This is a genomic window from Bacillus sp. DTU_2020_1000418_1_SI_GHA_SEK_038, from assembly GCF_032341175.1.
GTDB lineage: Bacteria > Bacillota > Bacilli > Bacillales > Cytobacillaceae > Cytobacillus.
In genome coordinates this window covers 658,532-683,116 of sequence record NZ_CP135435.1, presented here as the reverse complement: position 1 = coordinate 683,116, position 24,585 = coordinate 658,532, and the positions used below count along the sequence as shown (strand labels likewise).

Sequence of the window (24,585 nt, the reverse complement as noted above, 5' to 3'; positions counted from 1 at the left end):
ATCCTAAATTTCAGTTTTATAAGTTAGTTACTTTATGTAAGTAATTATATTTTTCAAAGGCACTTGTGTCAAGTGAATTTATGATGTAAGGTAATTATAATGATTATCGCAATATGTTATTATATAAATACAGGGGTGATGGACGATGAATAAATCTCTTGTTTGTCCTCGATTCGAGAATGCCATGAGTATCTTGAGTCAACGCTGGACTGGCCTCGTGATTTACCAGCTTCTAACAGGGACAAAACGTTTCTGTGCGTTAGAATCCTCAATTGGCATAAGCGGAAGAGTCCTTTCAGAACGACTGAAGGATCTTGAAAACCAAGGAATCGTCAAACGTGAAGTCTACCCGGAAACACCAGTGCGAATCGAGTATTCCTTAACTGAAAAAGGTCTAGCCTTGGAGCCAATTATGAAGGAAATAGAAAAATGGTCACAAACGTGGTTAGATGCAGAATCTGACGAATAAAAGCCGATTGTCCACGCTGACAACCGGCTTTCTGTTTTGTAGAAATACTCTCTCAAAGCATGACTTCTCTTTCTCATATCATTCAGCCAGTATAAAATGACACCGAAAATAGGCGTTCATAAAGTTAATTGGATACTTTATGAACGCCTTTCTTGTATTAAGCGTGGACCGTTGGAACCCTACTTGTTCCAATATCTGTACACTAGGTTTATTTTAATGTACGTTTCAAGAATTCTCTCGTACGTTCTTGCGTTGGGTGATTAAAGATTTGCTCTGGCGTTCCCTCCTCGGCAATAACCCCTTTATCCATAAATACGATACGATCTGAAACTTCCCGGGCAAACTCCATTTCATGCGTAACAATCAACATGGTAAGACCTGTTTCAGCGAGCTCCTTCATGACTTTAAGAACCTCTCCAACCATCTCCGGATCAAGGGCTGAAGTCGGTTCATCAAATAACATAACATCCGGCTCCATAGAAAGTGCTCGTGCAATGGCTACCCGCTGTTTTTGCCCTCCAGATAACTGCTTAGACTTTGCATTTACATATTGGTCCATGCCAACGACCTTTAAATATTTCATAGCAATTTTTTCCGCTTCTTCTTTTGAGCGCTTTAATACCTTCACCTGGCCGACAACACAATTGCTGAGAACAGTGTGATTATTAAAAAGATTAAATTGCTGAAAAACCATTCCAAGCTTTGTGCGGTAAGCATGAATATCATGTTTATCGTCTAAAATATTTTCACCATGATAAATAATTTGACCGCCGCTTGGCTTTTCTAAAAGATTTATACAACGAAGAAGAGTCGATTTACCGGAACCGGATGAACCAATAATACAAACAACTTCCCCTTTATTTACGGAAAAATCGATATCTTTTAATACTTCATGTGATCCAAAGGATTTGCTTAAATGCTGTACTTCAATTACTTTTTCCAAAAGTGCTCCTCCTTCGTTTTTGTCTAGCTTTAGCGCCTAGCCCCGACGTACAGGACGTACTAGTGTTGACAATGCGACAGGACAAGGAATGCATCGTCAGTGATACATCGCACGACCAAAAGCGTAGCTTTTGGTAGGACATCGCGCTTTTCTGATTACTAAGCTTTTGATTCAGTCATGCTGTAATTTTCCGGTCCATCTAATTTTCTTTCCCAGTAGCGCAGAATGAGTGTTACCGTAAAAGTCATGACGAAATACAGAACACACGCAACAAAGAATGGTTCAAAGTATTTGAAGCTGATTCCAGCCACTGTTTTTGTTTGGAAATACAGTTCTGTTACGCCAATGACGTTCAGTACGGATGTATCTTTAATATTAATTATAAATTGATTACCAGTTGCCGGTAAAATATTGCGAATGACTTGCGGCAATACGACATTGAGCATCGTTTGCACATGATTCATCCCAACCGCTTGAGCAGCTTCAAACTGTCCTCGATCGATTGAAATAACACCACCTCGAACAATTTCGGCCATATATGCCCCCGTATTAATCGATACGATCACGATTGCTGCAACTGTTACATTCATATCTATGCCAAATGCTAATGCAGAACCATAAAAAATAACCATGGCCTGTACAATCATCGGTGTTCCTCGGAAAAATTCTATATAAATAGAAAGAATGGCATTTACTGCTTTTAAAAATATTCGTTTGAATTTATTTTCAGGCACAGGAATTGTTCGTATGACTCCTGCCAATAACCCTATAATTCCTCCAATGACTGTACCAATTATGGAAACAAAGAGTGTCATCCCTGCTCCACGAAGGAACATCGGCCAGTTGTTTGAAATCATTGTTAAAATCCACTCTAAGCTCATACTTTCCCCCCTAATAGAAATGCGGAAGCTAGACAAAATCTAAATACCGGCTGCAATGGGATGCAGCCGGTATTCACTTCTACATTATTCTGCTGCTGGTTGATTTTTGACCGCAGTATCCATAATATTTTGGCGCTCTTCTTCAGAGATGCCTGCTAAAATTTCATTGATTTTCTCTGTTAAGTCACTGCCTTTAACTAGTCCAACTGCTACCGCTGTATCTGCCTCATCTGCTTCAAATCCATCTTCAAATTCTACCATTGCAAAGTTAGCATTAGCCGAAGAAGCACTGATTCCTTCAGGACGTTCTGAAACATATCCATCAATTATTCCTGATTCTAAAGCTACACGCATCGCAGGGAAATTATCCATAGCCGGCTTTTTCTGTACGCCTTCAATTTGGTCGATTACAGCGTAGTGAGATGTATTTAACTGACCAGTAATTTTGGCACCCTTAAAGTCTTGAATAGAAGTTGCCCCTTCAAAAGGACCACCCTTTTTAACAACCATTACAAAATGTGATGTATAATAGTTTTCTGAGAAATCAATTGTCTGTTTACGTTCTTCTGTCGGTGACATACCTGCAATAATGGCATCTAATTTGCCTGATTGTAAGGCTGGAACAAGGCCGTCCCATTCTGTTTTCACAATGACTAGTTCTTTTCCTAAGCCTTCAGCAATCTTTTTTGCAATTTCCACATCGTATCCGCCTGCATACTCTGCATTGCCATCGATTTTCACACCGCCATTGGAATCATCTATTTGTGTCCAGTTGAATGGTGCATATCCTGCTTCCATACCGACCTTAAAAGTTCCCTTAGAATCATCGCCTGCGCTGCCTGAGTCTTTTGCTTTTTCAGTATCACCGCTTGTACCACATCCTGCTAAAAGCAAAATCATAGATAAAGACATTACTAAAAATAATGATAATTTTTTCCTCATGATCATACTCCCCTTTTGCTATAATAGTTTAGTATATTTTTCCATTTAACTAGGTATGACTGCCACCTCTTAATAATGGCAATATTCCATTTATTTTGGTAATTCACAAAATAAAAAGAGACCTGGGATAAACTCAGGTCTCGTTACATTCGTTGCCCTTAAGTCCTCTTCTTTTCCCTAAATGAGATAGCACCCCTCAATAAACCGGGAAGTTTATTGAGACAGTCCTGCAGCTCTTAACTGCAGACCCAGCCGGTAATACTGAGAATATTACAAGCTTCGGCGAAATTTCCTTCTCTCTAGCATCATTGCTTCTCAAGCTCCACTAAAGACTATTAAATATCGCGCCTCTACCTCACTAGTAAAAGTGAGGCCTTATTAAATTGTTACATGTAGTCTACAATATACGATAAAATATGTCAAGTTACCTAGATTCATATGGAAGGAAACACCTATCCTTTATCATACAATCTTAAATCTCATAATAATCCTGGGAGTGATAGGCTCTAAATCCGCATGATTCATATAATCGTAACGCATGAGCGTTTTTCGCTTCCACCTCTAGGAAAATAGGAAAACCTGCCTTATGTTCCTTTAGGACAATATTTGTTAAGGCCTTCCGCCCAATTCCTTTTCCTTGAAACTCGGGAAGTACGGCAAAACCATAAATCCAAGCTTCACCACCAAGGTGAGAAACTCGAATTTTCCCTACCGCCTTTCCACTAGACAAAATTATATAATATTGGTCATCAACATATCTTTGAGTATTGTAGGCTCTCGCTTCCTCTTCTTCAAATCCAAAGCATTGAACCTCCAATTGAACTTCTAGTTCAAAATCGTCTGGAGTTGATAGTCTAAGAGTCACATCCTCGGATTTGTCCATCTCTGTTTCTTCCCACTTCATTTGATATTCCGAAAAAGAATACTTACATGGGATCCTTTCTAGAAAATCTTTTGCTGATTTTGAATTAGAAGGGGCATTTAAAAGAACCTTCCTATAGCCTTTTTCTTTTACTTCGTGAAGGGCTTCATGAAAAAGCCCAGTAAAGATTCCTTTTCGGCGGAAATCTGGATGAACCATTCCACATATTTCAACCTTATTTCCAAAGCCATATAGACCGATAAAACCTACTAATTTTTCATCCTCGTAATAGAAAAAATCCTCTCTATCTTTTCCTGTCCGAGTTTTCAGCATATCCCAATTGAGCTTAAGGTCAAATGTTTCTGAAGCCTCACATGCTTGCTGAAGTTCTTTAATGTCTATTAATTGTTCGCTAGTTAACAAACGGGTTCCTCCCAAAATAAATTCATGATTAAGCAATCTCAACTCAGTATGTAAATGTCGTTGGCTTCATTTCTCTGCGCTGGTGATTACTCCGTACATCAAGGACAAGTTCTGCTGAATCCAACGACAATTTAGTTATTATATAGAAAAGTAAGTGTCTCTTATAGCCATATTACATTTACTTTGAAACATGAACTGTAAAATCTGCAAGTAATCTCGCACCAAATCCTGTTGCGGTTTTCGGATAATAACCGTTTTCTTCACTTTCCATTACCCCCGCCATATCCACATGAAGCCATTTGCATGATTGGGGTACAAAACGGCGGAGAAATAAACCTGCCGTAATTGATCCCGCTTCTCCTTTAGAGCTAATATTGCTGAAATCTGCATAATTACTTCTTAAGTAACTATCATATTCATCCACTAATGGCATTGGCCAAACAAAGTCGCCATTTTCCTTGCCCAGCATCCTTATTTCGTTAGAAAGCTGCTCATCGCCAAAGACTCCGGCTAATTTAGTTCCAAGTGCATTCACAATCGCCCCTGTCAAAGTGGCAATATTAACAACATGGTCAGCTCCCCATTCACCTGCACGAATAAGGCCGTCAGCTAGGATGAGGCGTCCTTCTGCATCCGTGTTCCCAACCTGGACGGTATGACCGTTTTTATAACGGATAATTTCCCCTGGAAGCACTGACGTATTATCTGGTGAGTTTTCAACGATTGGAATCAATGCCACCACATTGACCTTTGCATTTGATGCAGCCAATAACTTCATGGCTCCTGCAACAGCAGCCGCCCCTCCCATGTCCATTCTCATATCGCTTAAATCTCTGCCACTCTTCAGGCTTATTCCCCCTGTATCAAACGTAACTCCCTTTCCAACAAGAGCTACAAGCGGCTTTGACTCATCTCCCTTATAAACAAGCTCAACAAAGGATGGCATGTATTTACTTCCGCGTCCAACGGTTAAAACGCCGTTCATTTCCATTTCCTCGAGTTTTTCTTTATCGAATACATTCACCTGAACATTTGTTTCGGAAAACTCATCCTGTAAGATCAAAGGAAATGTTTCTGGGTTCAAAACATTAGGAACCTCATTCATCAGATCACGGGAAAAATTTGTTGCAGCCGCACGAATTTTTCCCGTTTCAATAAATGGCTGAAATTCCGCTCCTCCTCCTACTATTAATTCAGTATGAGTAAGGTCTTCCTTAGACTTGTAAATAACAAATTTATATGCGCCTAAATGCCAGCCTTCCACAAAGGCAGTGACTAACTCATCTGGCTGCAGGCTTGGCAATGCCTCTTTCATTGGATCTGCATGAATAACTGCCTTTAATACTTGGCGGCTGCCTAATTCACGTGCAATAGCTCCTGCTACCATCCGGATTTTTTCAAGAGACTGCTTCTCTCGCTCAATTTCTTTTATAACAACTGTCAACTCTTTCCCAAGAAACAAGGCTGTGAAAGCTGCCTTGCTATTTTCAACATATTGTTTAATGTGATTATTTTCTTGAATGCGCGCATCATTGGAAAATAAAATGCTAGCTTGTAATGACATGGTTAGTTTCTCCCCTTTTCTTAAATCTCCTTACTTTATTTCGTTATTCGAAAGGAAAATTCCTTTGTTCTATTAATCTCTTTTTCAAAGATTCTATGAAAAAGATTCCGTATGATTCTTAACTCCTTTAACTCCTCTTAACTCCGGATGCACTTGTCGAATAACAGAAGGTCTCGCAAGAAAAAGTACAACTCCAATTAGTAAAGCCGAAGACAAAAACAATATCCATTGTGCCGGAAAAATATCATACATAAATCCGTAGATGACCATTCCTAATGGCATAAGTGCCATGGCCATTGTTTCAAGAATGGAAAAAACCCGCCCCTTAAAATCATCATCAATCAATTTTTGCATCATCACCTGCAATGGTGTATTGACGATTATGACTAATAAGCCAAAACCAAACATAATGAACATATAATAAGCAAATACGATGTTATAGGATAAAGAAACTAGCAACGGAAATCCTACTCCCGCCATCGTGATTCCCATCCCAATAATTCCTCTTTTGGATAAGAGAAATGGAAACCTCACTTCTTTTCTTACTGTTAAATAAATAGACAGCAACAGCATTCCAAATGCAAAAGCACCCTCTGTTAAGCCAAAATGAATGGATGACATTTTCAATTTTTCAATTAGGATGAATGAATAGCCCACCTCAAACGCTCCGAATAAGAAATTTACTAGCAGGCCGATCCAGATCATCGACATAACGATTGGCTGCAATTTCAAATAATGAATTCCTGCTCTCATACTTTGCCACATCGATTCCTTTTGCTCGGCATTGTCATCCTTCTTACGATTGGCGAAGAGATTGAAATTCATCGTTGATTCAAGAATAACAGCAATGGAGGAAGCGGCCATGTACAAAATTAAAAATACTGGCATTGAGACTGTACCGTATAATAGTCCGCCAACTGCCGGACTTCCAATAGAAGCGAAAGAAATGGACATTTGATTGAGCGACATGGCTCTCTGAATTCTTTCCTTGTCTACAAGGCCTGTAATGGATGATGTGAAGGTTACTCCGGAAAAGGTTGATGTAATGGACAAGATGCAGGTTGTTGCATAAATGGCACCGAGTGATAAACCTGATGATAAGATGATAATGAGCAATCCCCCAATGGCAAGCGTTGTACCAATTTGTGCAATGATTACGATCTTCTTCCTTGAATACCTATCCGCAGCATATCCTGTAAAAGGAGATATAAGAGTACGCGGCAGTATACTGCAAATAAGGTTAGTTGCAAAACTCGTTGCAGAACCCGTCATTTGTAAAATATAAAAGCTAATGGCAAATGAATAAACCTGTGCTCCGAAAGTGGAAATCAGTTTGCTAACGGTAAATGTCCAAAGATGGTATGTTGCTTTTTTGATCTTATAAACTTCTTCCATGTGAATCCTCCACTCTAAAAAGTTTAATTTAATTAAACAAATCTTACCATATCCTTCCCTTCCCATTCAAGAGAAAGTTTAATATAATTAAACAAATGAAATAACTTTATTAAGCAGAAGTCTTCCACTTCTATAAGGGGAGATGAATGCAAATGAAGTATCTAATTCAGAGGGGCAATACCCGGCTGAATAAAGCTAAGTCTCCGGCGGATGCCTCAGATTTTAAAGAGGAAGTTAGTTATCGAGCTAACTCGATAAAAATCTGGGGGCAATTTCGCTAAGGCAAAATTGATTTTAGGAGCGTGCCTATTCAAAATGTTAGGGGAACGAATTCGGAAATTAAGAAAACAGAGAAAAATGACACTCGAGGAGCTTGCCGGTGAGGCTCTTACGAAAGGGATGCTAAGTCTAATTGAAAATAATAAGGCAAATCCCTCGATAGAAAGCTTGCATTATATCGCTGAACAGCTAGGTGTTGAAGTAACTGATTTATTGGAGGAAGTTAGTTTTTCTGAATTAAGTGCGGTTCTAGAACAGGCAGAAGAACTATATAGTGAAGATGAATTAAGTGACTCAGAAACTACAATATTAAATACGGCAAAAGTAAGTAAAATTATTGCGTTAATTGAGCCGTATGTCTCAAACCTAACTAACGGCTATGTGTCAGCGAGGTTATTAGACATTTACAGCCGTTGTCTGTACAAAGAAAAGATTAGTGGCTGGCAGAAATTTTCTGAACAAGCGGCAGTTATTTACGATCAGATGAACCTCACATCAAGGCGAGCAGACATTGGCATCTTCCGTGCACTCGAGAAATTCATTGAACTGGACTATGAGCAATCATTAACCATTTTCTTAAGTGAGCGGGCGAAAATCGAAGCACACCATGCCTATATAGATCCAAAGACCCGTCTTGATCTAGATTATCATGAAGCGGTTTTATATTTTTCCGCAGGTCACTCAAAAGAAGCTGCACAAGTTCTGGAGAACGCATTCGCTTATTCAAAAAAGCATCGGATTTTCTATCACATCGATGACGTGTATAGACTCGCCGCTGGGTATGCCATGATTACAAAAGATGAAGAAAGAAAATTGTACTACTCCAAAAAACTTAAACAATACGGTGAGTTTGCTGATGATACGATTTCTATTCTGTTTTATGAATTTATGATGATTGACACTCTCATATCGGAACAGCAGCAATACGAAGAAGCCATCGAGAAAATCAAGCAGTGCATAACAGATCCAAACCTTTCGAATTCTTTTAAATATTACTTCTTCCTTGAAGAAGGGAAAGCCCTATATAAGCTAAATCGTTATGAAGAAGCACTTCATAGCTTTGAAAAAATAGCGATTCCATCCTATATCCATCATCCATTTGATTTGTCTCTCTTTTATGTGATGGATTCATACAAATCACTTTGTCATCTGAATCTAAAAAACTTGGATAATGCCTTTCAATTAGCGAAACAAGCGGTGAGGAATTTTGAACCGCTTCCATTCAATTCACTTAAAGAATTTGCGAATGAAACTTTCAATAAAATCAAGGCTAGAATAAACGTTGAAGAAGAAATATAGGACATATACCACTAAGTACCCTGCTTTTACATAAAATTTACAAACACTTATCATTATGATCTAAATAAACCTATTATAATGGAGATAGATTTACGACAAATTTCTACAATAGGTGGCCTATGAAAAATAACCGATTGACAAATATTATTAATTTTCTTGCCTTTTTAAATGCTAAAAAGGGAAGCCTTTATCAAGAATATAGAAAGAGTATAGAGCTTCAGGAGCTCATGCAAAAAGGGAAGGTGGATACAGTTTTTCAGCCAATTCTCTCCCTGAAGGAAGGTATGACATTAGGATTTGAGATTTTAAATCGTCCTCAACCGACAGAATTGTTTCCGACAACCGAAAAATTTTATGAATATGTCGGTAAAAGCAATGATGTTTTTATGATAGAACGGTTTCTGCGGAATCTTTCTCTTGAACGATTCTCGGATCAGGTCAAGGGGTTTCAACACACTTCGACCCCACTCGTATTTCTCAATATCCAGCCACAAGTATTAGCGGATCCCGCCTATCGAAGTGGAATAACGCTGGAATTATTGGAAATATATAATCTTTGCCCTGAGCAAATCGTTTTAGAGCTTACTGAAAAAGAGGCAGTAACCAATTATAGCCAGTTCGAACGAATCATAGACCATTATCGGCAACAGGGATTTCGTATTGCCGTTGACGATGCTGGAACCGGCTATAACAGCTTACAAACCCTCATTTACATAAAACCCGAATTTATTAAATTGGATAAATCTCTTATCCGCAAAATTGATGAGCATCCTGAGAAGCAGCATTTAGTAGAGCTCCTATTTGATTTTGCTATACAATCAAATACTCAAATCGTTGCAGAAGGAATAGAATCACTTTCGGAGCTAAAATACTTACGAAAACTAGGCGTCCACATGGGGCAGGGATTTGCTCTCGGGAAACCAAATCCTGAATTAATTAATGGAAAATTACCACACGCCAATCCCATTTTACGAACACAATTCGCCTAGACTGATAGACAAATGTGTTAATGTAAAACTTAAAAAGCCATGTAGTTTATCAAAACTACATGGCTTTTTTACCTCTATTGATGCAAAGCTTCTTCTTCACCGACATCCTCTAACGTTAGAAATACACTCTCTTTAATAGCTTTGCATATGCTTTTTATTCTAGCAGCCACTTTACTTATTTCCTCTACTGATGTAAATTCACAGTTTTTATTTTGTACAATCGCTATGGATATCGTTACTAATGGAATATTTTCAATCTGCCCCTGCCTTGTCCTTGCTTGAATTCTGCCATTTTTCCATTCATCCTCAGAGTAATAACGTTTCGTAGCATGCTCGAAGAGTGTGATAATTTGTCGTGATAATGGCTCATGGCTGTAATGAGGGATAACAGCAATAAAATCATCGCCTCCAATATGTCCAACAAAGGAGGGAGCATTCTCCTCGATGTCAATTACCTTCTTAATAATCTTGGCTGTCTCATTAATTAATTCATCGCCCTTACTAAATCCAAATGTATCATTGAAGGATTTGAACAAATCAATATCTATGTAAAACACACTAAATCTTTTATATGACAACACTTCGTTCAGTGTTTCTTCGATGACATTATTTCCAGGAAGTCCGCTGAGAGGATTTGAAAAACGGGCAATAGTAATTTGAATCTCTGATAATTTAATAATTAATTCTCTAATGCTTACAACTCCATGGATACGGTCCTGCTTCGTGATAATGACATAATCATAAAGATGCTCCTGCTTCCTGCCCATCGCTAGCGCACTGACCTCAGTAATGGGGACTGAATATTCAACCATTAGGAACTCTTGCTCCATAACGAGTTCAATCGTCCGCTTCATAAAAAGGTCAAATCCGTATTTTGTTGATAGTTTTTGAAAAAAGTGAGTTCTCATTACTAATCCAATTGGCCGTTCTTCATTACACACGACAATCCCTTCCAAGGATGGGTCTTCAGTAAATATTGAATAAACAACCTCACATAAGGTTGAAGGTGCTACAATGACATTGTCTTGTGATATTTCTCCAATTACGATGTGCACATACTCACCCCCAATTCCCAATAATTAATCACTTTTAACTATAATTTACTGCAGGAATGTTAATTGTTCGTAAAATACGTGTTAATTTTTAGATTATTTTATGAAATTTTACCTATTACCAAAGGATCACTATCAAAATGTAAATTTTTAAGTCTTTTTACGCGATTTCTATGTCTAACGTATAGAAAAGAAAAAGGGGAGGATCTTCTTGGAAGTAAGTAAACTTCTACAGAAAGCAAAAAAGGGAGATGACGAAGCATTCTATGAACTTATGCAAATTCATAAAATTCGTCTACTAAAAGTTTCCTACTCCTATTTGCGTAATGAAGCGGATGCACTGGAAGCTTTGCAGGAGGTAACTTTTCGTGCCTATCGTTCTATTAAAAAAGTAAAGGAACCGGAATATTTCTCCACATGGCTCATTCGGATTATGCTGAATTACTGCCATGATCAAAGCCGAAGGAAAAAGAGAATAGCCGATACAGACCTGTTAGATAGCCTTGCGGAAACAATTGATCACAGCCAATCGATAGAAATCCAAGAAGCTCTGCAGAAAATCGACTCTCGCTGCCGTGAAGTGATTATTCTCAAGTATTACCACGATCTCCGGATAAAAGATATCGCAGAAATATTGGAACGTCCTGAATCCACGATAAAAACATGGTTATACAAAGGACTCAAAGCGCTGAGAAATCAAATGGAGGATAGGAGTGGGCTGAATGTTTGAAAAAGAAGAAAAAGAATTGGAGAAATCAAGAGATTTTTATAATGAGATTGTTTTTTCTGATGATCGGGCTGATTCGGCAATCTTAGAAGGCATGAAACGCGGAAAAGAACTAAAAATAAAAAAGAGAAAATTACGCCCGTTGAAAATTCTTTTAACGGCAAGCATGATCATTATTTCCTTTTTCACAACAGTGAATGTTTCCGAAACAATGGCTACTTATATGAAAAATATTCCAGGAATGGACAAGGTTATAGAATTTGTCCGCTATGACAAAGGGCTGTTGGCAGCGGCAGAAAATGATTACATACAAAAAGTGAATGCTACTGTCGAACACGCCGGTATACACCTAACGATAGATTCTGTCATCCATGATGAAAAAGGATTAATTTTGTTTTATAACTATCATGCTGAAAATGAAGATCTTCATGTCGTGGCAGATAATTTTAAACTCTTAAATCATAAAGGCGAAGAGCTTCCCATTCAAACATATGGAGAATGGTGGACAATAGATAAAAATTCGCTTTTAGAATTAAGGATGGTCCTTAATGAGCAAAAACAGCTTCCGAAGGATCTTATTTTTTCAGCCCAATTTAGTATTGATAGGGTAGCCCAGAAAGATGTTTGGGAAATTCCGTTGCATTTAGATGAAAGCAAGTTTGTAGAAAAGAAAGTGTTTGATCTGAATGAGACAGTAGTAATTGAAGGTCAAGAGATTACAATTAAAGAGGTCGCAGTTTATCCATCACAGACAGATGTACATGTTTCAATTAATCCACAAAATAGTAAGCAAATTTTCGGTTTTAATGATCTTCGGTTAATTGACGAAACGGGAGAGGTTTGGGGTTTAAGTGTAAAAGGAAATTATCCTATTAATGAAGACGAATACATCATACATTTGCAAAGTAACTACTTCTCCAACCCGAAAAAGTTAAATTTGCAATTCAGTTCTCTTCGGGCACTTGATAAAGATGAACTATGGCTCGAAATCGATCCAGTTAACAAAAAAATCCTTAAGTCACCTAAAGACGGGAAATTTACAGAGATCGAAGCATGGGGAGATATAATTCAATTAAAGTTAGAAACCAAAACTGACTCCAATGTCGATTTAATATTCACACATGCTATCGATAAGAATGGTAATATTATTGGTGAAAATGAAGGAGTATCTAGATCACCTGATAAAGATTTTATTATATATCAAATTCCATATCCTTCTGAAATTGTACCACCTGGACCAATCAAATTAAAACTTATAGACTATCCGGCAACTATTGATAAGAAAGTGAATATAAAAATCAAATAACAGAAAAGGGGCTATCCTTTAAGTCAGCCTAACTGACTTTTGGGAGCCCTCTCCATTTTAATAATACCCATATAATAAAAATAGCTTCATCTATTAATCACAATGATAAACCTAACGTAAAATCGATTATGTCGGCATATTGAGGAAAATCAATTAGAGGATTTCTGTTCTTTTGAATATGGAAGATCTCTTTGTTGCGATGTTTTTCATAAATGGATATTTTATATTCACGATGCCATTTTAGCAGCATCTCAATGTCCTTACTGCTATATCGGCTAATTTCTCCTGGATATCTTAACAAAAAATACAATGTTGCCCTGGCAGCCTCACCTTTTCCGCTTTCAGGTTCAAACTTACCCTCTTCATATTTCCCGCACTGTGCTCTGATCGCTTCCGTCTCCATTTGAGGAGAATAGTCCACAAAATCAAAATAAGGATGATTGGACCTTAATGAATTGCAATCTATTTCACACGTAAAAAGATGATGTAAATCTCCTCTCATTGGATTATCCTTATCAAACCATGACTGAGGAACGGCATGTTCACAATTATACATATTTTCACTTTCAATGGACGCCATCGCCATCTGTATTTCATAATCGGTTTTCGAGCCGCTTTTTTGCAACTTGGCATAGGCTTCTATTCTTTTTCTTTCTGCCTCATAATCATCTTTTATGACTTGTTCAGGATCTCTTTCTTTTCCGGAATAGATGCTCTTCAACTTCCCGTCTATATGGAGGTCAATTCTTGAATAGAGATAATTCCGGGTTTTAGCGTTATAAGGCAGCTGATTTTCATGTGTACTCGTAATTAGCTGATTAAGTTTCTTATATAACTCTTTTTTGTCCACTTCATTAAAATCAATTTGATGATAATAATCTTTGATTTCCTTTTGATCCTGTTCTTCATCATAATACTCTTTTCCATTTTTAAACCTCTTTTTGTTAAACTCCAGCTCCAACAATGCCGCATTAAAGTCTGCATTTTTATGTGATTCTTTATTTTTCATGTTCAATATTTTGTTCCCCCTCCCCAGTTTATTCCAGCTTAAATTCTCTCAAGCTAGCAGTAATTGATTATTCCACTCTCACATAATTATATAACCTAAACATTAATTAAATTTTTCATTTATATTAATTTTCCCATTATTCGTATCAATTTCTGCAGTACCACCTGGACCAATTAAATTAATACTACTATACTATCCGGCAACCATTGAAAATGAATTGACTACTAAAATGAAATAAAAGAAATGCGATTCTCTGACTAGGGGATCGCATTTCTTTTATCTTTATTTCACTTAGGCTTACATATTGATTCGCTTTTTCAACTCTTGATGAAATTTTATCGGATCGTCCAAGCGGATAGCCACTTTAGTAAATGACTTTTCTATTCCTAGAATGAGTGTCGCACGGCAAGGTTTCTTTAATTCTAGGATCATATGGGGATGAACCTCTTCAAAATCCCGTGCAATAAAATCAATTGTTGTTTTACTATTTATTTTTTGTTCTAATACTTGTTGGTCCGTTGTAACAGCAGCAATATCATCAAGTGAAACGACCATTTTCTTTGCTGAGCCAAGGGATAAGTATAACCGATTATCTGTTAAATTGACTGGGTTTAGACGGACAGCCTGAATTTCGCCAAGAAAAAATATAATTGAATATATATTTAAGATAAGGAGAACAATCGACAAAACGATGGACTTATCGTGCAGCCACCAATGAAGTCCCAGTGTTTCAATCACAATCGCATGAATCAACATAATATGAAATGCCAGTAAGCTAGATTTTGTATGTAGAGTGAAAAATCCCTTTCCTTTCGGGGGACTTTTCCTCCATGACGCAAAGGCATAGTAAAAAATAAGTAATTCAGAGGAAAAAACTTTTACAATGGGATGACTTCGTACTTTTTCCCTCACAGCAGGAAAGGAGAATAATAGTGTTTCATCACTGTTGCGCACTTTTTGAATGATGTCAGGCATATATCGAACTAGCATAAAAAGCAACGACAATTCTACCAGAATCAATAGTCCCTCAACCCCAAAACCAATATAGGAGATCCAGATAAATGGTTCAAAATATTTCATGGGGATTAAGAATTTGGCTAGTATTAGTCCACCTGCCATCAAAATAATAAAACGCTTAACGAAGGAACCCTTTTTCTTATTTATGGCTAATACTAATAATGGTGAAATAATTGCTAAATCTAGCAGAGACCCTAGAACAACCATTTCGTTTCATCCGTAAGAACCAATGGAGAAAGGGGCGTTCGATACAATATGAAATTTGAACTAAGTATTAATATCAGCATCCATACATAGCTTTTCCTAAGAATCTGCTTAACTAGCATAAAGTCACCTTTTTTTACCTTAATTGTAACTTATGTGAAGTGATTCAAACACCTATTTTTTGGGATTTTCCTTAATTTATTTCAAATTAAACCCAGCTAATCGTTTTTTGTTTAATGAATTTTGCGGTCAGACCGTCTTATGCACACCTGCTCTCTACGTTATTCGTCCGAATATAACCCGTTCGCATGCATAAGGCTGGTAATCAACAATAATCGCTAATATAGCTTTGATTAAAAAAATAAAACACCTTTATCCATATCGATTTCTTTTTTCAATCCATCTAATTTGGAGTTTGTATATAACTCATGAATGGCCTCATACGCTTCTTTACCAGATAAATGCCGAGGTTGGAACTTAACGACTTTATTATTTGTATGGAGTGGCCAAATATCAGCCCTTATTAATCCACTTTCGTTAAAGTGTAAAGTAATGGGAAATCCATAGGTGAGAGAGGATCGACCAGGTGTATTGAAAATAAAATTTCCAACACTGTAAAAAACGGGGACTCCATCCAATATGCTTATTGGCTGATACTGGTGTGATCCATGTCCAACGATAATGTCAGCACCGGCTTTCACAATCATTTTTGCCTGTTTTAATTGCTCTTCTGATACGGGTTCATAATTATTTCCCCAATGAATGGACACAACAATCGTGTTTATCCCTATATTTCTTAAGGCCTTAATATCATCGGATACTGCTTTTCGAGACAAAGCCGCTACACCACTATGATTAGTAGACGCAAAGTGTTGATATTTCTCGTGATAGCTTTTCCTGAAGCTCATGTAATTTACTAGTGCGACCTTAACATTTCCTTTCCTAATGACGAGTGCTCTTCTTGCTTCTTCTTTATTCCTTCCGGTACCGATCGCTAGCATTGAATTATTATTTATATGCGAAATTGTTTCCAATAAGCCTTCATGTCCGAAATCAGTCATATGATTATTAGCTAAATAAAAAACGTTGAACCCCTTTTGTTTAAATACATCAAGCACTTGAGGGGGCATGTTATAAATATATTCTTTTTCCACTTCGAGCCTTTTTGCATGTTTGCTGATTGGAGTCTCAAGATTAAATGACCGTACATCCGCTGATTTATATATTCGATCCAGGTATTTAAAGGGGTAGACATACCCTTCCCTGTCTAATATTTTTTGTGCCGCATCACCTAACATCGTATCTCCGCCTAAAAAGATACTTAGCTCCTTCGTGAGGTTTTTAGAAACTTTGTATGTCAATGGTTTTATCGTCAATCGTTATCCCCTCTTAAAAGAAATTTATGATTAGAAGATCACATTGTGTTTGTCCTACTATTCATAAAATATGAGAAGTACGATGATTTGGTTCGCCCAAGATTGGACTACTCACTTATTGGGACTGCCACTAGCTTTAGTCTATAAAAATTATGACATATTGGCATTCGGCATTTATGCTGCACTCCTGTCATTTTCTCTCGCTAAACCAAGTTTCAATTTGATGAATGAAACATATGATGCTAATAAATATTTTTTCAAAAGGATGTTAATAAAGATGGCATCAATTTTCGGAGAAATTCAGATACACAAAGTAACGGGAGGCATTGTTAATTTCGGTAATACAATGTCTATCTCACCTAAATCTGCTGTAAAAGATCCATCTGGAGGCGGGTCAAAAAATGTTGGAGGATGGGTCATGACATCAACTGGTATTTCATGCACAAATTATATAGACCCTGATGTCAGTGATCAGAAATTAGATGAAGGTCTTGAAGAAGAAAGCTTATTTCCGTAATATTTTAACAATATAATAGTTAATGAATCGTTATATAATTTTTTCAATTATTCATTTTCTATTTGGAGTTTTTTCTAATAGTTTCTTTTGAGAAGAACACAGAACAGACTACTGTGTTCTTCTTCTTTATACTTCTTAAGAAAGTGGAAATTTTGTAGCTTACATTATTTTAATAATCCCTTTACCTCTTCTAAAGTTAAACCAGTGGCCTCACAAATAGATTCTATACTTATATTCATTTTCAAAAGGTTTTTTGCGATCTCAATCGTTTTTTGTTTTTCACCTTCTTCTTTTCCTTCAGCTTTTCCTTCCTCAAAGCCTTCCTTTCGAAAATATCTTGCAAATGAAGTATCCTCCAGTGAAAGCCCCATATACTTTCCCTCCGATTCGATTAATGGTTTTAGTTCATGAATTAAGTTGATTTCCTCTTAATATATGGTCAATGAAAATTAACACACGTACATTTATACGAAGAGACAAGCCAATCGATTATAAACAATGCATCATCCCTTCAGCTTCGTCCCATTTAACAGAAAATCCTTGACCCTTTGCACAAAATATTGAAGAAGAAGTAAAGTCTGGATCGGCATTTTTATCATATTCGATACGATCAATCACTTCTTGCTCGTTATGGCAGCGTTGATAACCTCCGAATGTCAAACTTATGCGACCTTTGCCTTGTGTAAAAGAAGCAAGTACTGTGCTGTATTCCATAAAGGTAGCAACAGGAACGATCCCAGATATAATCGCTTTTTCTCCATCTGTAACTGGCGGCTCAAAATGACCATAGGCTGATTGGATATCCGCTAATACTCGCCCCATCTGATCCAGATCTACTTTAATTTTGAATTGATAGCATGGTTCGAGCAGAATGTTTCTAGCCTTTTCTAATCCTTGTCTTAAAGCACGGTAGGTGGCTTCTCGAAAATCGCCGCCATGTGTATGCTGATTGTGGGCCCTCCCCTTTAACAATGTCACTTTTAAATCTGTTAGTGATGAGCCAGTAAGCAATCCGTGAAGCTCCCGTTCATAAAGATGCTGACCAACTAAGTTTTGTAATCCAATCGATAAATCATCTGGATGGCACACACTTTCAAAAACAATCCCACTATTTCTAATTCCAGGCTCTAATTTCACATGAACCTCTGCATAATGACGAAGCGGCTCAAAGTGACCATACCCAATAACCTCATCTTCAATCGTTTCCTTATAAACAATCTCAGGCTTTTCAAAAGCTATGTGTAAATGAAACCGATCTCGAACTACTTGCACTAACACTTCTAGCTGAATCGCTCCCATTACATGAAGATGGATTTCCTGTAAACGCTCCACCCAGATAACTTGGAGAGAAGGATCTTCCGCTTCCAGCATACGAAAAAATCGCAAAGCCTCTTTTACGTTCACTCCAGATTCAAACACTACTTTCGATCGTAGAGTAGGAACCATTTCGAAAAACGCCTTTTCCTTTAGCGTACCAACTCCATCACCTACAGAGGCGTTTGCGAGCCCGGTAACTGCAAAAAGCTCGCCAGCCCTAACCTGATTAACTTGTTCATATTGACTTCCATTATATCGGCGGATTTGTGTCACTTTCTCAGTGTTTCCATCTTCATAACAAAGCTCATCACGCACATTTAACACGCCGCTAAGCGCCTTTATAAAAGTAACTCTTGTTCCACTTTCTTCATATCGAACTTTATATACCCGCCCGCCAAAAGGTTCATCCATTGGATAATGAGATTCTGACAATAATTCGAGCTTTTCTAAAAAGGATTTTACACCGATATCCTGGAGTGCAGATCCATTTGAGGATGGGAAAAGTTGAACTGATTGAATCATCGCTTGCATTTTTTGCAGCCATAGATCAGGGTCATATCCTTTTTCCATATAAATCTCCAACAATTCCTCATCACGTTCTGCAATGAATTCTATTAATTCTTCATCCATTATTCCATCTGTAAATGACGCAGAAATATCATAAACATCCTCTGTTAAATGAAGGCGAATCTCATCCAATACCCGATTAATATCTGCCCCTGTTCTGTCAGTTTTATTAATGAAGAAAAATGTTGGGATGTGGTGCTTTTTTAATAGATTCCAAACGGTTTCCGTATGCCCTTCAACTCCCTCTACTGCACTAACTACAATAACCGCAACATCCATCACTTGGATGGCCCGCTCCATTTCCGGAGAAAAATCAACATGACCTGGGGTATCAATTAAATAATAAGTAGACTCCCCAAAATCAAAGATGCCTTGATCCGCAAATACCGTAATCCCCCTCTGCTTCTCTATCTCATGGCTGTCAAGAAAGGCGCTTTGATGATCCACACGCCCGCGCTTTTTAATACTGCTTGTATGATAAAGCAACTGTTCAGAAAAAGTCGTTTTCCCTGCATCGACATGTGCTAAAATTCCAATTGTTTTGTTCATAGGTAAATTAATACTCCTGTCCTGATTTCCGTCACTATATGATTGCTATTATAACAAGCTTATTGTGATTACCAAATCAAGTTTTTGGCTTTTTATTTTTATCTTTTCACTTTGAGTCTTTTGATTAAAAATTACAATTAATTTCACCTATTTTCTTCTACTTAATAGCTGCTTAAGTCCAGAAGAAACATTGCAAAAAAAAGAAACTCGTCCAAACATTACTTGTACGAATTCCTTCAAAAATAAATTATTTTATAGGAGAAAGGGATTTCCTTAATGCTTCAAGTTCCTCTTTTAAACGTTCATTTTCAGATACGAGCTTTAATGCTTCGAGTTCCTCTTTTAATCGCTGATTTTCAGATTCAAGTTTTAATGCTTTGAGTTCCTCTTTTAATCGCTGATTTTCAGATTCAAGGGTTTCCGGTTCATTCAAAGTAGAAGGCAATAGATTTACCTCATACCAGCACTTTCCATCTGGTGATTCTGCTGAGCACTTTTTCAAGCTAGCTGTTGGGTACTTCTTCGAAACATAGTCTGCTTCTTCCTGTGATAACCTTAATTCCCGAAAATACACATCATTGGCAAATGAGTTCTTCAGGAATTCTTCAAATGTTTCTTCTTTCGGAGTCATCCTTTTTCCTCCATTCCACTTAAAACTCTACTCTATTTATTACATTTTCAGCTGATAGGATTACCACTTTTCATGATTTTCATTCTATTAAAAACTCTATGAATGTATCAGAATTACTGTATTATTTCTATGTTAATTTTGTATATGGTGTTTGTCAATAAAGTTACCACAATGATAGGTTTTGTGACTTTATTGACTCTCTTATCATTTCATCTTATTAAATTCACGTCTAGCCCAAAAATATGTCCAAAAGCTAAGCTTTTGAAGCACCTACTTGTACCTTTTCTAGCAACGTTCGAAATTCATTCATGTTAAATAACTTTCCCGGACATGTAGTGTAGTCGAAGCCATCCAGTTCTCGGTGTCCAAGAACATCCTTCGGTTTTAGTTGATATTTCCCCATAAAATAATGACAAATATCAATTAATGATTTGATCTGTGCATTTGTAGGATTTTCAATATCGAAATCGCCTGTAGCACAAATTCCAATCGTTTTACGATTATAACCGTAGGTATGGGCACCCACATGGAGTCCTCTGCCTTCGGAAATGGATCCATCTTTCTCTATGAAATAGTTATATCCGATACCGCTCCAGCCTCTTTCATTTTGATGAAATCGATGGGTATCTTCTGCTGTAAAATCCACTCGTGATGTATGATGAATAATCAATTTTTCAATTTTTTCTAATTCCTCAAGCGGCTCTACAAAATGGAAGTTGTTAGGCTTAATCGTAAACATGTTGGTCACCCTCTAAAAATTAAACTTCAATTGGTCATATTCGATCGTGTCTTGTTGTAAAAACCTTTGCATTTCCTGGCTATAGCTGTAGTTTATATTTTCCTCTTTTAACGTTCCGATGCTGACCATTTTATTTTTTATTTCTAAGCACTTATTCATTGTATTGATGCTTTCGGTGTCGTTTTGCAGCAGCTTAAATGTTATAGCAGAGTTATGCAATACCTTTGACACATATATACTTTCTTCACCTAACCGGTCTTTAAAGATGTCATAAGATTCTTGAAGTAGCTCGAGTGCCTCTTCATACTGGCCTAAAGCCGTTTTAGTGACAGCAAATACATTTAGCACCTCTGCATATCTAATTTGATTAAAATGCTCGTCATTCTTAACAATGTCCATAACTTTGATGGAAAATTCATAAGCCTTATCGTACTGATGGAATTCATGATAGCAGCTAATTAAGTTCATCATGCTGGTAGAAATTTTGCCATAGTGAGATTTATCAAGGTTTTCATAGATGCTAAGCGCTATTCCATAATACTCTAATGCTTTTTCATAATCCTTCCTATTTTGATAAAGCATGGCTAGTCCATTAGCTGAATATGCTAGTCCTATTATATTTGATGAATCACAGTATTGTTTGCGCAGTGAAAACGCCTTTTCATGGAGCACTTCAGCTTCTTGATTTCGTCCCATTCGTTGATATAGAGTGGCTAAACCAAAATAAGATTTTGCGAGCATTATTTTATCATCAGAGAATTTCTGTTCACGAAGCTCCAAAACCTCTTTAAATAAACGCTCTGCTCTCTTGTAATCCCGATTTTCATCCATATAGACAAAAGCAATATCATAAAGAATAACACCTAAATATTTCTCATCCTCTCTACTAGCTCCGTTCTCTAAGAATGTTCTTAGCTGATGTAAGAGAGGCAATGTTAAATAATTTGCCTTGCTATTTAAAAAGACGATATCGTACTCTCTAAACCAATCAATAAAATACGCTTTTGAAATTTCTCCTTGTTCCATTAACATAAAACCTTGGTAAAATGCTTGATTGATGAGTTTGCCGGCGTAATGAGTCTCTTTTCTAACTAGTTCTTTTGAAAGCCCCTTTTTATAATAATTAAATAAAAAAGATCTTCCTTTCACCATTTTTTCATAGCGCTGATAGTCAATCAGGCTATCTCGCATTAACCGATGCATGTCCCATGTATTACCATCTAATTGTGTAATAAATGAAAATCGAGTTAGTTTATGATGGTCATCCTCGTTCAGCAGTATACGGAACGAATCCATTAAATGTTCATATGTATCAATGTCCCAACCTTGCGTTAAGGCTAATAACTCTAACGCCTGTTTTTCAGGCTCTAAGAGATATTTTATAAATCTATTAAATAATTTAACTGGCGTTCTTAATCCAATAAAATCGGATACAACTGGATTAGGTATATTATTATATGTATCAATGGATAGTTTTATAGAATAAGGGTGCCCTTCAGAATTTCGATAAATCTCATCTTGAATGGCTATATCAAGAATTTCGTGCTTTTCCAATAATTCTTTTGTTTCGGCTTCTGATAATGCGTCAAGTGGCACATAGGAAATATCAATATCCTCTGTTTCCTCATAAAGTCCCCAATCAATAGGTTCCCGGCCAAATACTACCCAAAAAACATTAGGAAGTTCAAGAACCAGATCTCGTATCCATTCATCTACCGCACCATCATAAGCCTTCATTCTCTTGTCAGTCCATAATGCTTCATATGTATCAATAAAAATGACGAATTTATTATTCGTTTTTAGTAAGTATCTTTCCAAGTCTTCTGCAAAAATCTGCGGCAAAAGTTCTTGTAGCTCACGCACTTCCAATGATTCGAAATTCCGTATTAAATCCATATCTTCTTTAGGCAGAGCATGTACTATTCGTTTTGAGATAACGTTAATCAGTTTAGTTGCAATTGATACATAAGGGTTTTCCGCTATGATATTAACAAAATCCGCGACCCATGTTCCCTTTTCAACAAAGGGCAGAGTCTTTTCATTAAGGTTAATAGCATTATTTGTTTTTCCCATATAAATGATGTATGCAGCATCAAATAGAGTAAACGCTACGGGATACTTTTTACCAATTTCCGTTCTTAAATGGATAAGCGCTTTTTCTACTTGTTGCAATTCACCGGTTTCAAAGTCAATAAAAGTGAATTCAACTTCGGATCGACTCTCCAGTTTCTTCATTATCTTTTTGCGTAATTCCGTTTTACCAATCCCGCCGACTCCGTAATAGGAAAGTATTTTATATTCATCCCACCTTTTGCTCTCTAAGGCATTATTAAATAAATCCAGTTCATTTTGTCGACCCGTATATTTATCTTCTTTATCTTTTAATAGCGTAGCTATACCTTTTCTAGTCCTTTTTGGTCGACCCGTATTTCTTTCTTCTACTTCCAAAACCGCAGTTATATTACTCTCTCCCATATTTCACCTCTCCAAACAAGACCTTCTTCATACTCTTCCTATGCAAAGAGCTTCTTCTAAGAATCCATCTTCATCCCCATATCTTTGGATTTTCCCACCACATTTTCCTCTGATTACTTTTCATATTAATATTTTACCATTTACTTTAATTTTTTTAATAGAATTAACTAAACCAACTGCCTATATCGCTTTTTTAAATTCTTCTAACCTACTTTGCGCCTTTATTTTGCTATAATTACATATATATACATAGTAATATTTAACTATTAAAATACAAGTTAAAATTACAATAAGCATGATTGCGATAGAAAGGATCTAAATTATAATGATGATTAATACTGAAAAAAAATTATCTGAACGCTTCGAAGTCGCCTTTAATCAAATTCACGGGGTTTTAAAGAAAAAGGTAAAAGCATTCACCAATAGTTTTACAGAGCTTGTTCGTATTGGTTCCCCGCATCATCAAGTAATCAATAAGTATTCTGACGAGCTGCTGCAATACGCTAAGCTTCGTAATGCAATGGTTCATGAAAAGACAGAACTAGGGTTTTATATTGCTGAACCCCATGAAAATGTTGTGAAACGCTTAGAACAAATATCAGATTTATTTAATAACCCTAATTACGTTCTAACTATTGCAACAAAAAAGCCGATTTCTTACGATGTAGAAGATACGATACAGGATGTAATCTTAGGAATGAATCAACATAACTATTCTCAGTACCCGATCTATGAAGGAAAAGATTGTGTTGGTCTTTTAAGTAATTCTGCTATTGTTAAATGGCTAGCTAAAAATATGGTAAATCATATTGTAGATCTAGAGAACATTAAAGTAAGAGATATATTAACTTGCGAAGAAATAGATCACCCTATATCTTTTGCCCCAAAATCTTATACGATATTTGAAATAGAAGATGTCTTTGAAGAGTATCATAAAGAGAAAAAAGATTTAGAAATGGTTATCATCACTGAAAACGGACTCAGAAATGAAAAACCTCTTGGGATCGTCACTGCTTGGGACTTAATTGAGATTGATTACACAACAGATTAGTA

Annotated in this window: 22 protein-coding genes and 1 riboswitch; of the genes, 7 read left to right on the top strand and 15 right to left on the bottom strand. The window is 36.8% G+C overall.

What is annotated here, in order from left to right; translation table 11 throughout:
• Positions 1-145 precede the first annotated feature (145 nt).
• The gene (locus RRV45_RS03505; protein ID WP_315667360.1) at positions 146-469 is read left to right on the top strand and encodes a winged helix-turn-helix transcriptional regulator; all 324 of its coding nucleotides are present in this window, start codon (positions 146-148) and stop codon (positions 467-469) included.
• Positions 470-677: 208 nt separating this feature from the next.
• On the opposite strand, the gene RRV45_RS03500 is transcribed toward RRV45_RS03505, so the two are convergent.
• The 6 genes from RRV45_RS03500 to RRV45_RS03475 all read right to left on the bottom strand — a co-directional run bounded on the left by RRV45_RS03500 (position 678) and on the right by RRV45_RS03475 (position 7,479).
• Complete coding sequence (locus tag RRV45_RS03500; protein WP_315667359.1) at positions 678-1,412, bottom strand: amino acid ABC transporter ATP-binding protein; 735 nt, start codon at positions 1,410-1,412, stop codon at positions 678-680.
• Between the two features lie 158 nt (positions 1,413-1,570).
• A complete protein-coding gene (locus tag RRV45_RS03495; protein ID WP_315667358.1) occupies positions 1,571-2,293 on the bottom strand; it encodes an amino acid ABC transporter permease in 723 nt (240 codons plus the stop codon).
• An 84-nt stretch (positions 2,294-2,377) separates the two neighbouring features.
• Positions 2,378-3,235, bottom strand: coding sequence for a transporter substrate-binding domain-containing protein (locus tag RRV45_RS03490; RefSeq protein ID WP_315667357.1), 858 nt, complete (start codon positions 3,233-3,235; stop codon positions 2,378-2,380).
• A 179-nt stretch (positions 3,236-3,414) separates the two neighbouring features.
• A riboswitch (Lysine riboswitch) is annotated at positions 3,415-3,596 on the bottom strand.
• A gap of 111 nt (positions 3,597-3,707) precedes the next feature.
• Entirely contained in the window at positions 3,708-4,520 is an 813-nt protein-coding gene (locus tag RRV45_RS03485; RefSeq protein ID WP_315667356.1) for a GNAT family N-acetyltransferase, read from the bottom strand.
• Between the two features lie 178 nt (positions 4,521-4,698).
• Complete coding sequence (locus RRV45_RS03480; RefSeq protein ID WP_315667355.1) at positions 4,699-6,084, bottom strand: leucyl aminopeptidase family protein; 1,386 nt, start codon at positions 6,082-6,084, stop codon at positions 4,699-4,701.
• A 93-nt stretch (positions 6,085-6,177) separates the two neighbouring features.
• A complete protein-coding gene (locus RRV45_RS03475; RefSeq protein WP_315667354.1) occupies positions 6,178-7,479 on the bottom strand; it encodes an MFS transporter in 1,302 nt (433 codons plus the stop codon).
• Between the two features lie 315 nt (positions 7,480-7,794).
• Between RRV45_RS03475 and RRV45_RS03470 the strand changes: the two genes are divergently transcribed.
• Together RRV45_RS03470 and RRV45_RS03465 are read left to right on the top strand one after the other, a co-directional pair.
• Positions 7,795-9,057: a helix-turn-helix transcriptional regulator gene (locus tag RRV45_RS03470; protein WP_315667353.1), complete on the top strand. Its 1,263-nt coding sequence runs from the start codon at positions 7,795-7,797 to the stop codon at positions 9,055-9,057.
• Between the two features lie 119 nt (positions 9,058-9,176).
• Positions 9,177-10,046 carry an EAL domain-containing protein gene (locus RRV45_RS03465; protein WP_315667352.1) on the top strand — a complete coding sequence of 290 codons (870 nt, stop codon included), beginning with the start codon at positions 9,177-9,179 and terminating at the stop codon, positions 10,044-10,046.
• Positions 10,047-10,120: 74 nt separating this feature from the next.
• Here the strand turns inward: RRV45_RS03465 and RRV45_RS03460 are convergent, their stop codons facing one another.
• The gene (locus tag RRV45_RS03460) at positions 10,121-11,101 is read right to left on the bottom strand and encodes a GGDEF domain-containing protein (protein WP_315667351.1); all 981 of its coding nucleotides are present in this window, start codon (positions 11,099-11,101) and stop codon (positions 10,121-10,123) included.
• Positions 11,102-11,309: 208 nt separating this feature from the next.
• On the opposite strand from RRV45_RS03460, the gene RRV45_RS03455 reads away from it, so the two are divergent.
• Complete coding sequence (locus tag RRV45_RS03455) at positions 11,310-11,828, top strand: sigma-70 family RNA polymerase sigma factor (RefSeq protein ID WP_315667350.1); 519 nt, start codon at positions 11,310-11,312, stop codon at positions 11,826-11,828.
• On the top strand, positions 11,821-13,131 hold the full coding sequence (locus tag RRV45_RS03450; RefSeq protein ID WP_315667348.1) for a DUF4179 domain-containing protein: 1,311 nt from the start codon (positions 11,821-11,823) through the stop codon (positions 13,129-13,131). Before RRV45_RS03455 ends, RRV45_RS03450 begins: the two co-directional genes overlap by 8 nt.
• Positions 13,132-13,228: 97 nt before the next feature.
• Here the strand turns inward: RRV45_RS03450 and RRV45_RS03445 are convergent, their stop codons facing one another.
• From RRV45_RS03445 to RRV45_RS03435, 3 genes are all read right to left on the bottom strand, one after another.
• A complete protein-coding gene (locus tag RRV45_RS03445) occupies positions 13,229-14,140 on the bottom strand; it encodes an endonuclease I family protein (protein WP_315668919.1) in 912 nt (303 codons plus the stop codon).
• 297 nt (positions 14,141-14,437) lie between these two features.
• Complete coding sequence (locus RRV45_RS03440; RefSeq protein ID WP_315667347.1) at positions 14,438-15,364, bottom strand: beta-carotene 15,15'-monooxygenase; 927 nt, start codon at positions 15,362-15,364, stop codon at positions 14,438-14,440.
• A gap of 350 nt (positions 15,365-15,714) precedes the next feature.
• Positions 15,715-16,737, bottom strand: a complete 1,023-nt coding sequence (locus RRV45_RS03435; protein ID WP_315667346.1) for a CapA family protein — start codon at positions 16,735-16,737, stop codon at positions 15,715-15,717.
• A gap of 277 nt (positions 16,738-17,014) precedes the next feature.
• On the opposite strand from RRV45_RS03435, the gene RRV45_RS03430 reads away from it, so the two are divergent.
• Positions 17,015-17,254 carry a spore germination protein gene (locus RRV45_RS03430; protein WP_315667345.1) on the top strand — a complete coding sequence of 80 codons (240 nt, stop codon included), beginning with the start codon at positions 17,015-17,017 and terminating at the stop codon, positions 17,252-17,254.
• Positions 17,255-17,418: 164 nt separating this feature from the next.
• On the opposite strand, the gene RRV45_RS03425 is transcribed toward RRV45_RS03430, so the two are convergent.
• The 5 genes from RRV45_RS03425 to RRV45_RS03405 all read right to left on the bottom strand — a co-directional run bounded on the left by RRV45_RS03425 (position 17,419) and on the right by RRV45_RS03405 (position 23,532).
• The gene (locus tag RRV45_RS03425; RefSeq protein WP_315667344.1) at positions 17,419-17,625 is read right to left on the bottom strand and encodes a hypothetical protein; all 207 of its coding nucleotides are present in this window, start codon (positions 17,623-17,625) and stop codon (positions 17,419-17,421) included.
• A 118-nt stretch (positions 17,626-17,743) separates the two neighbouring features.
• Positions 17,744-19,687 carry a TetM/TetW/TetO/TetS family tetracycline resistance ribosomal protection protein gene (locus tag RRV45_RS03420; RefSeq protein ID WP_315667343.1) on the bottom strand — a complete coding sequence of 648 codons (1,944 nt, stop codon included), beginning with the start codon at positions 19,685-19,687 and terminating at the stop codon, positions 17,744-17,746.
• Positions 19,688-19,934: 247 nt separating this feature from the next.
• The gene (locus RRV45_RS03415; RefSeq protein ID WP_315667342.1) at positions 19,935-20,318 is read right to left on the bottom strand and encodes a hypothetical protein; all 384 of its coding nucleotides are present in this window, start codon (positions 20,316-20,318) and stop codon (positions 19,935-19,937) included.
• 253 nt (positions 20,319-20,571) lie between these two features.
• Positions 20,572-21,057 (bottom strand): peptidoglycan recognition protein family protein, encoded by a 486-nt coding sequence (locus RRV45_RS03410; protein ID WP_315667341.1) that lies wholly within the window; start codon positions 21,055-21,057, stop codon positions 20,572-20,574.
• Between the two features lie 12 nt (positions 21,058-21,069).
• Positions 21,070-23,532: a tetratricopeptide repeat protein gene (locus tag RRV45_RS03405; RefSeq protein ID WP_315667340.1), complete on the bottom strand. Its 2,463-nt coding sequence runs from the start codon at positions 23,530-23,532 to the stop codon at positions 21,070-21,072.
• A 325-nt stretch (positions 23,533-23,857) separates the two neighbouring features.
• On the opposite strand from RRV45_RS03405, the gene RRV45_RS03400 reads away from it, so the two are divergent.
• Positions 23,858-24,583, top strand: coding sequence for a CBS domain-containing protein (locus RRV45_RS03400; protein ID WP_315667339.1), 726 nt, complete (start codon positions 23,858-23,860; stop codon positions 24,581-24,583).
• The last annotated feature ends 2 nt before the right edge of the window (positions 24,584-24,585 follow it).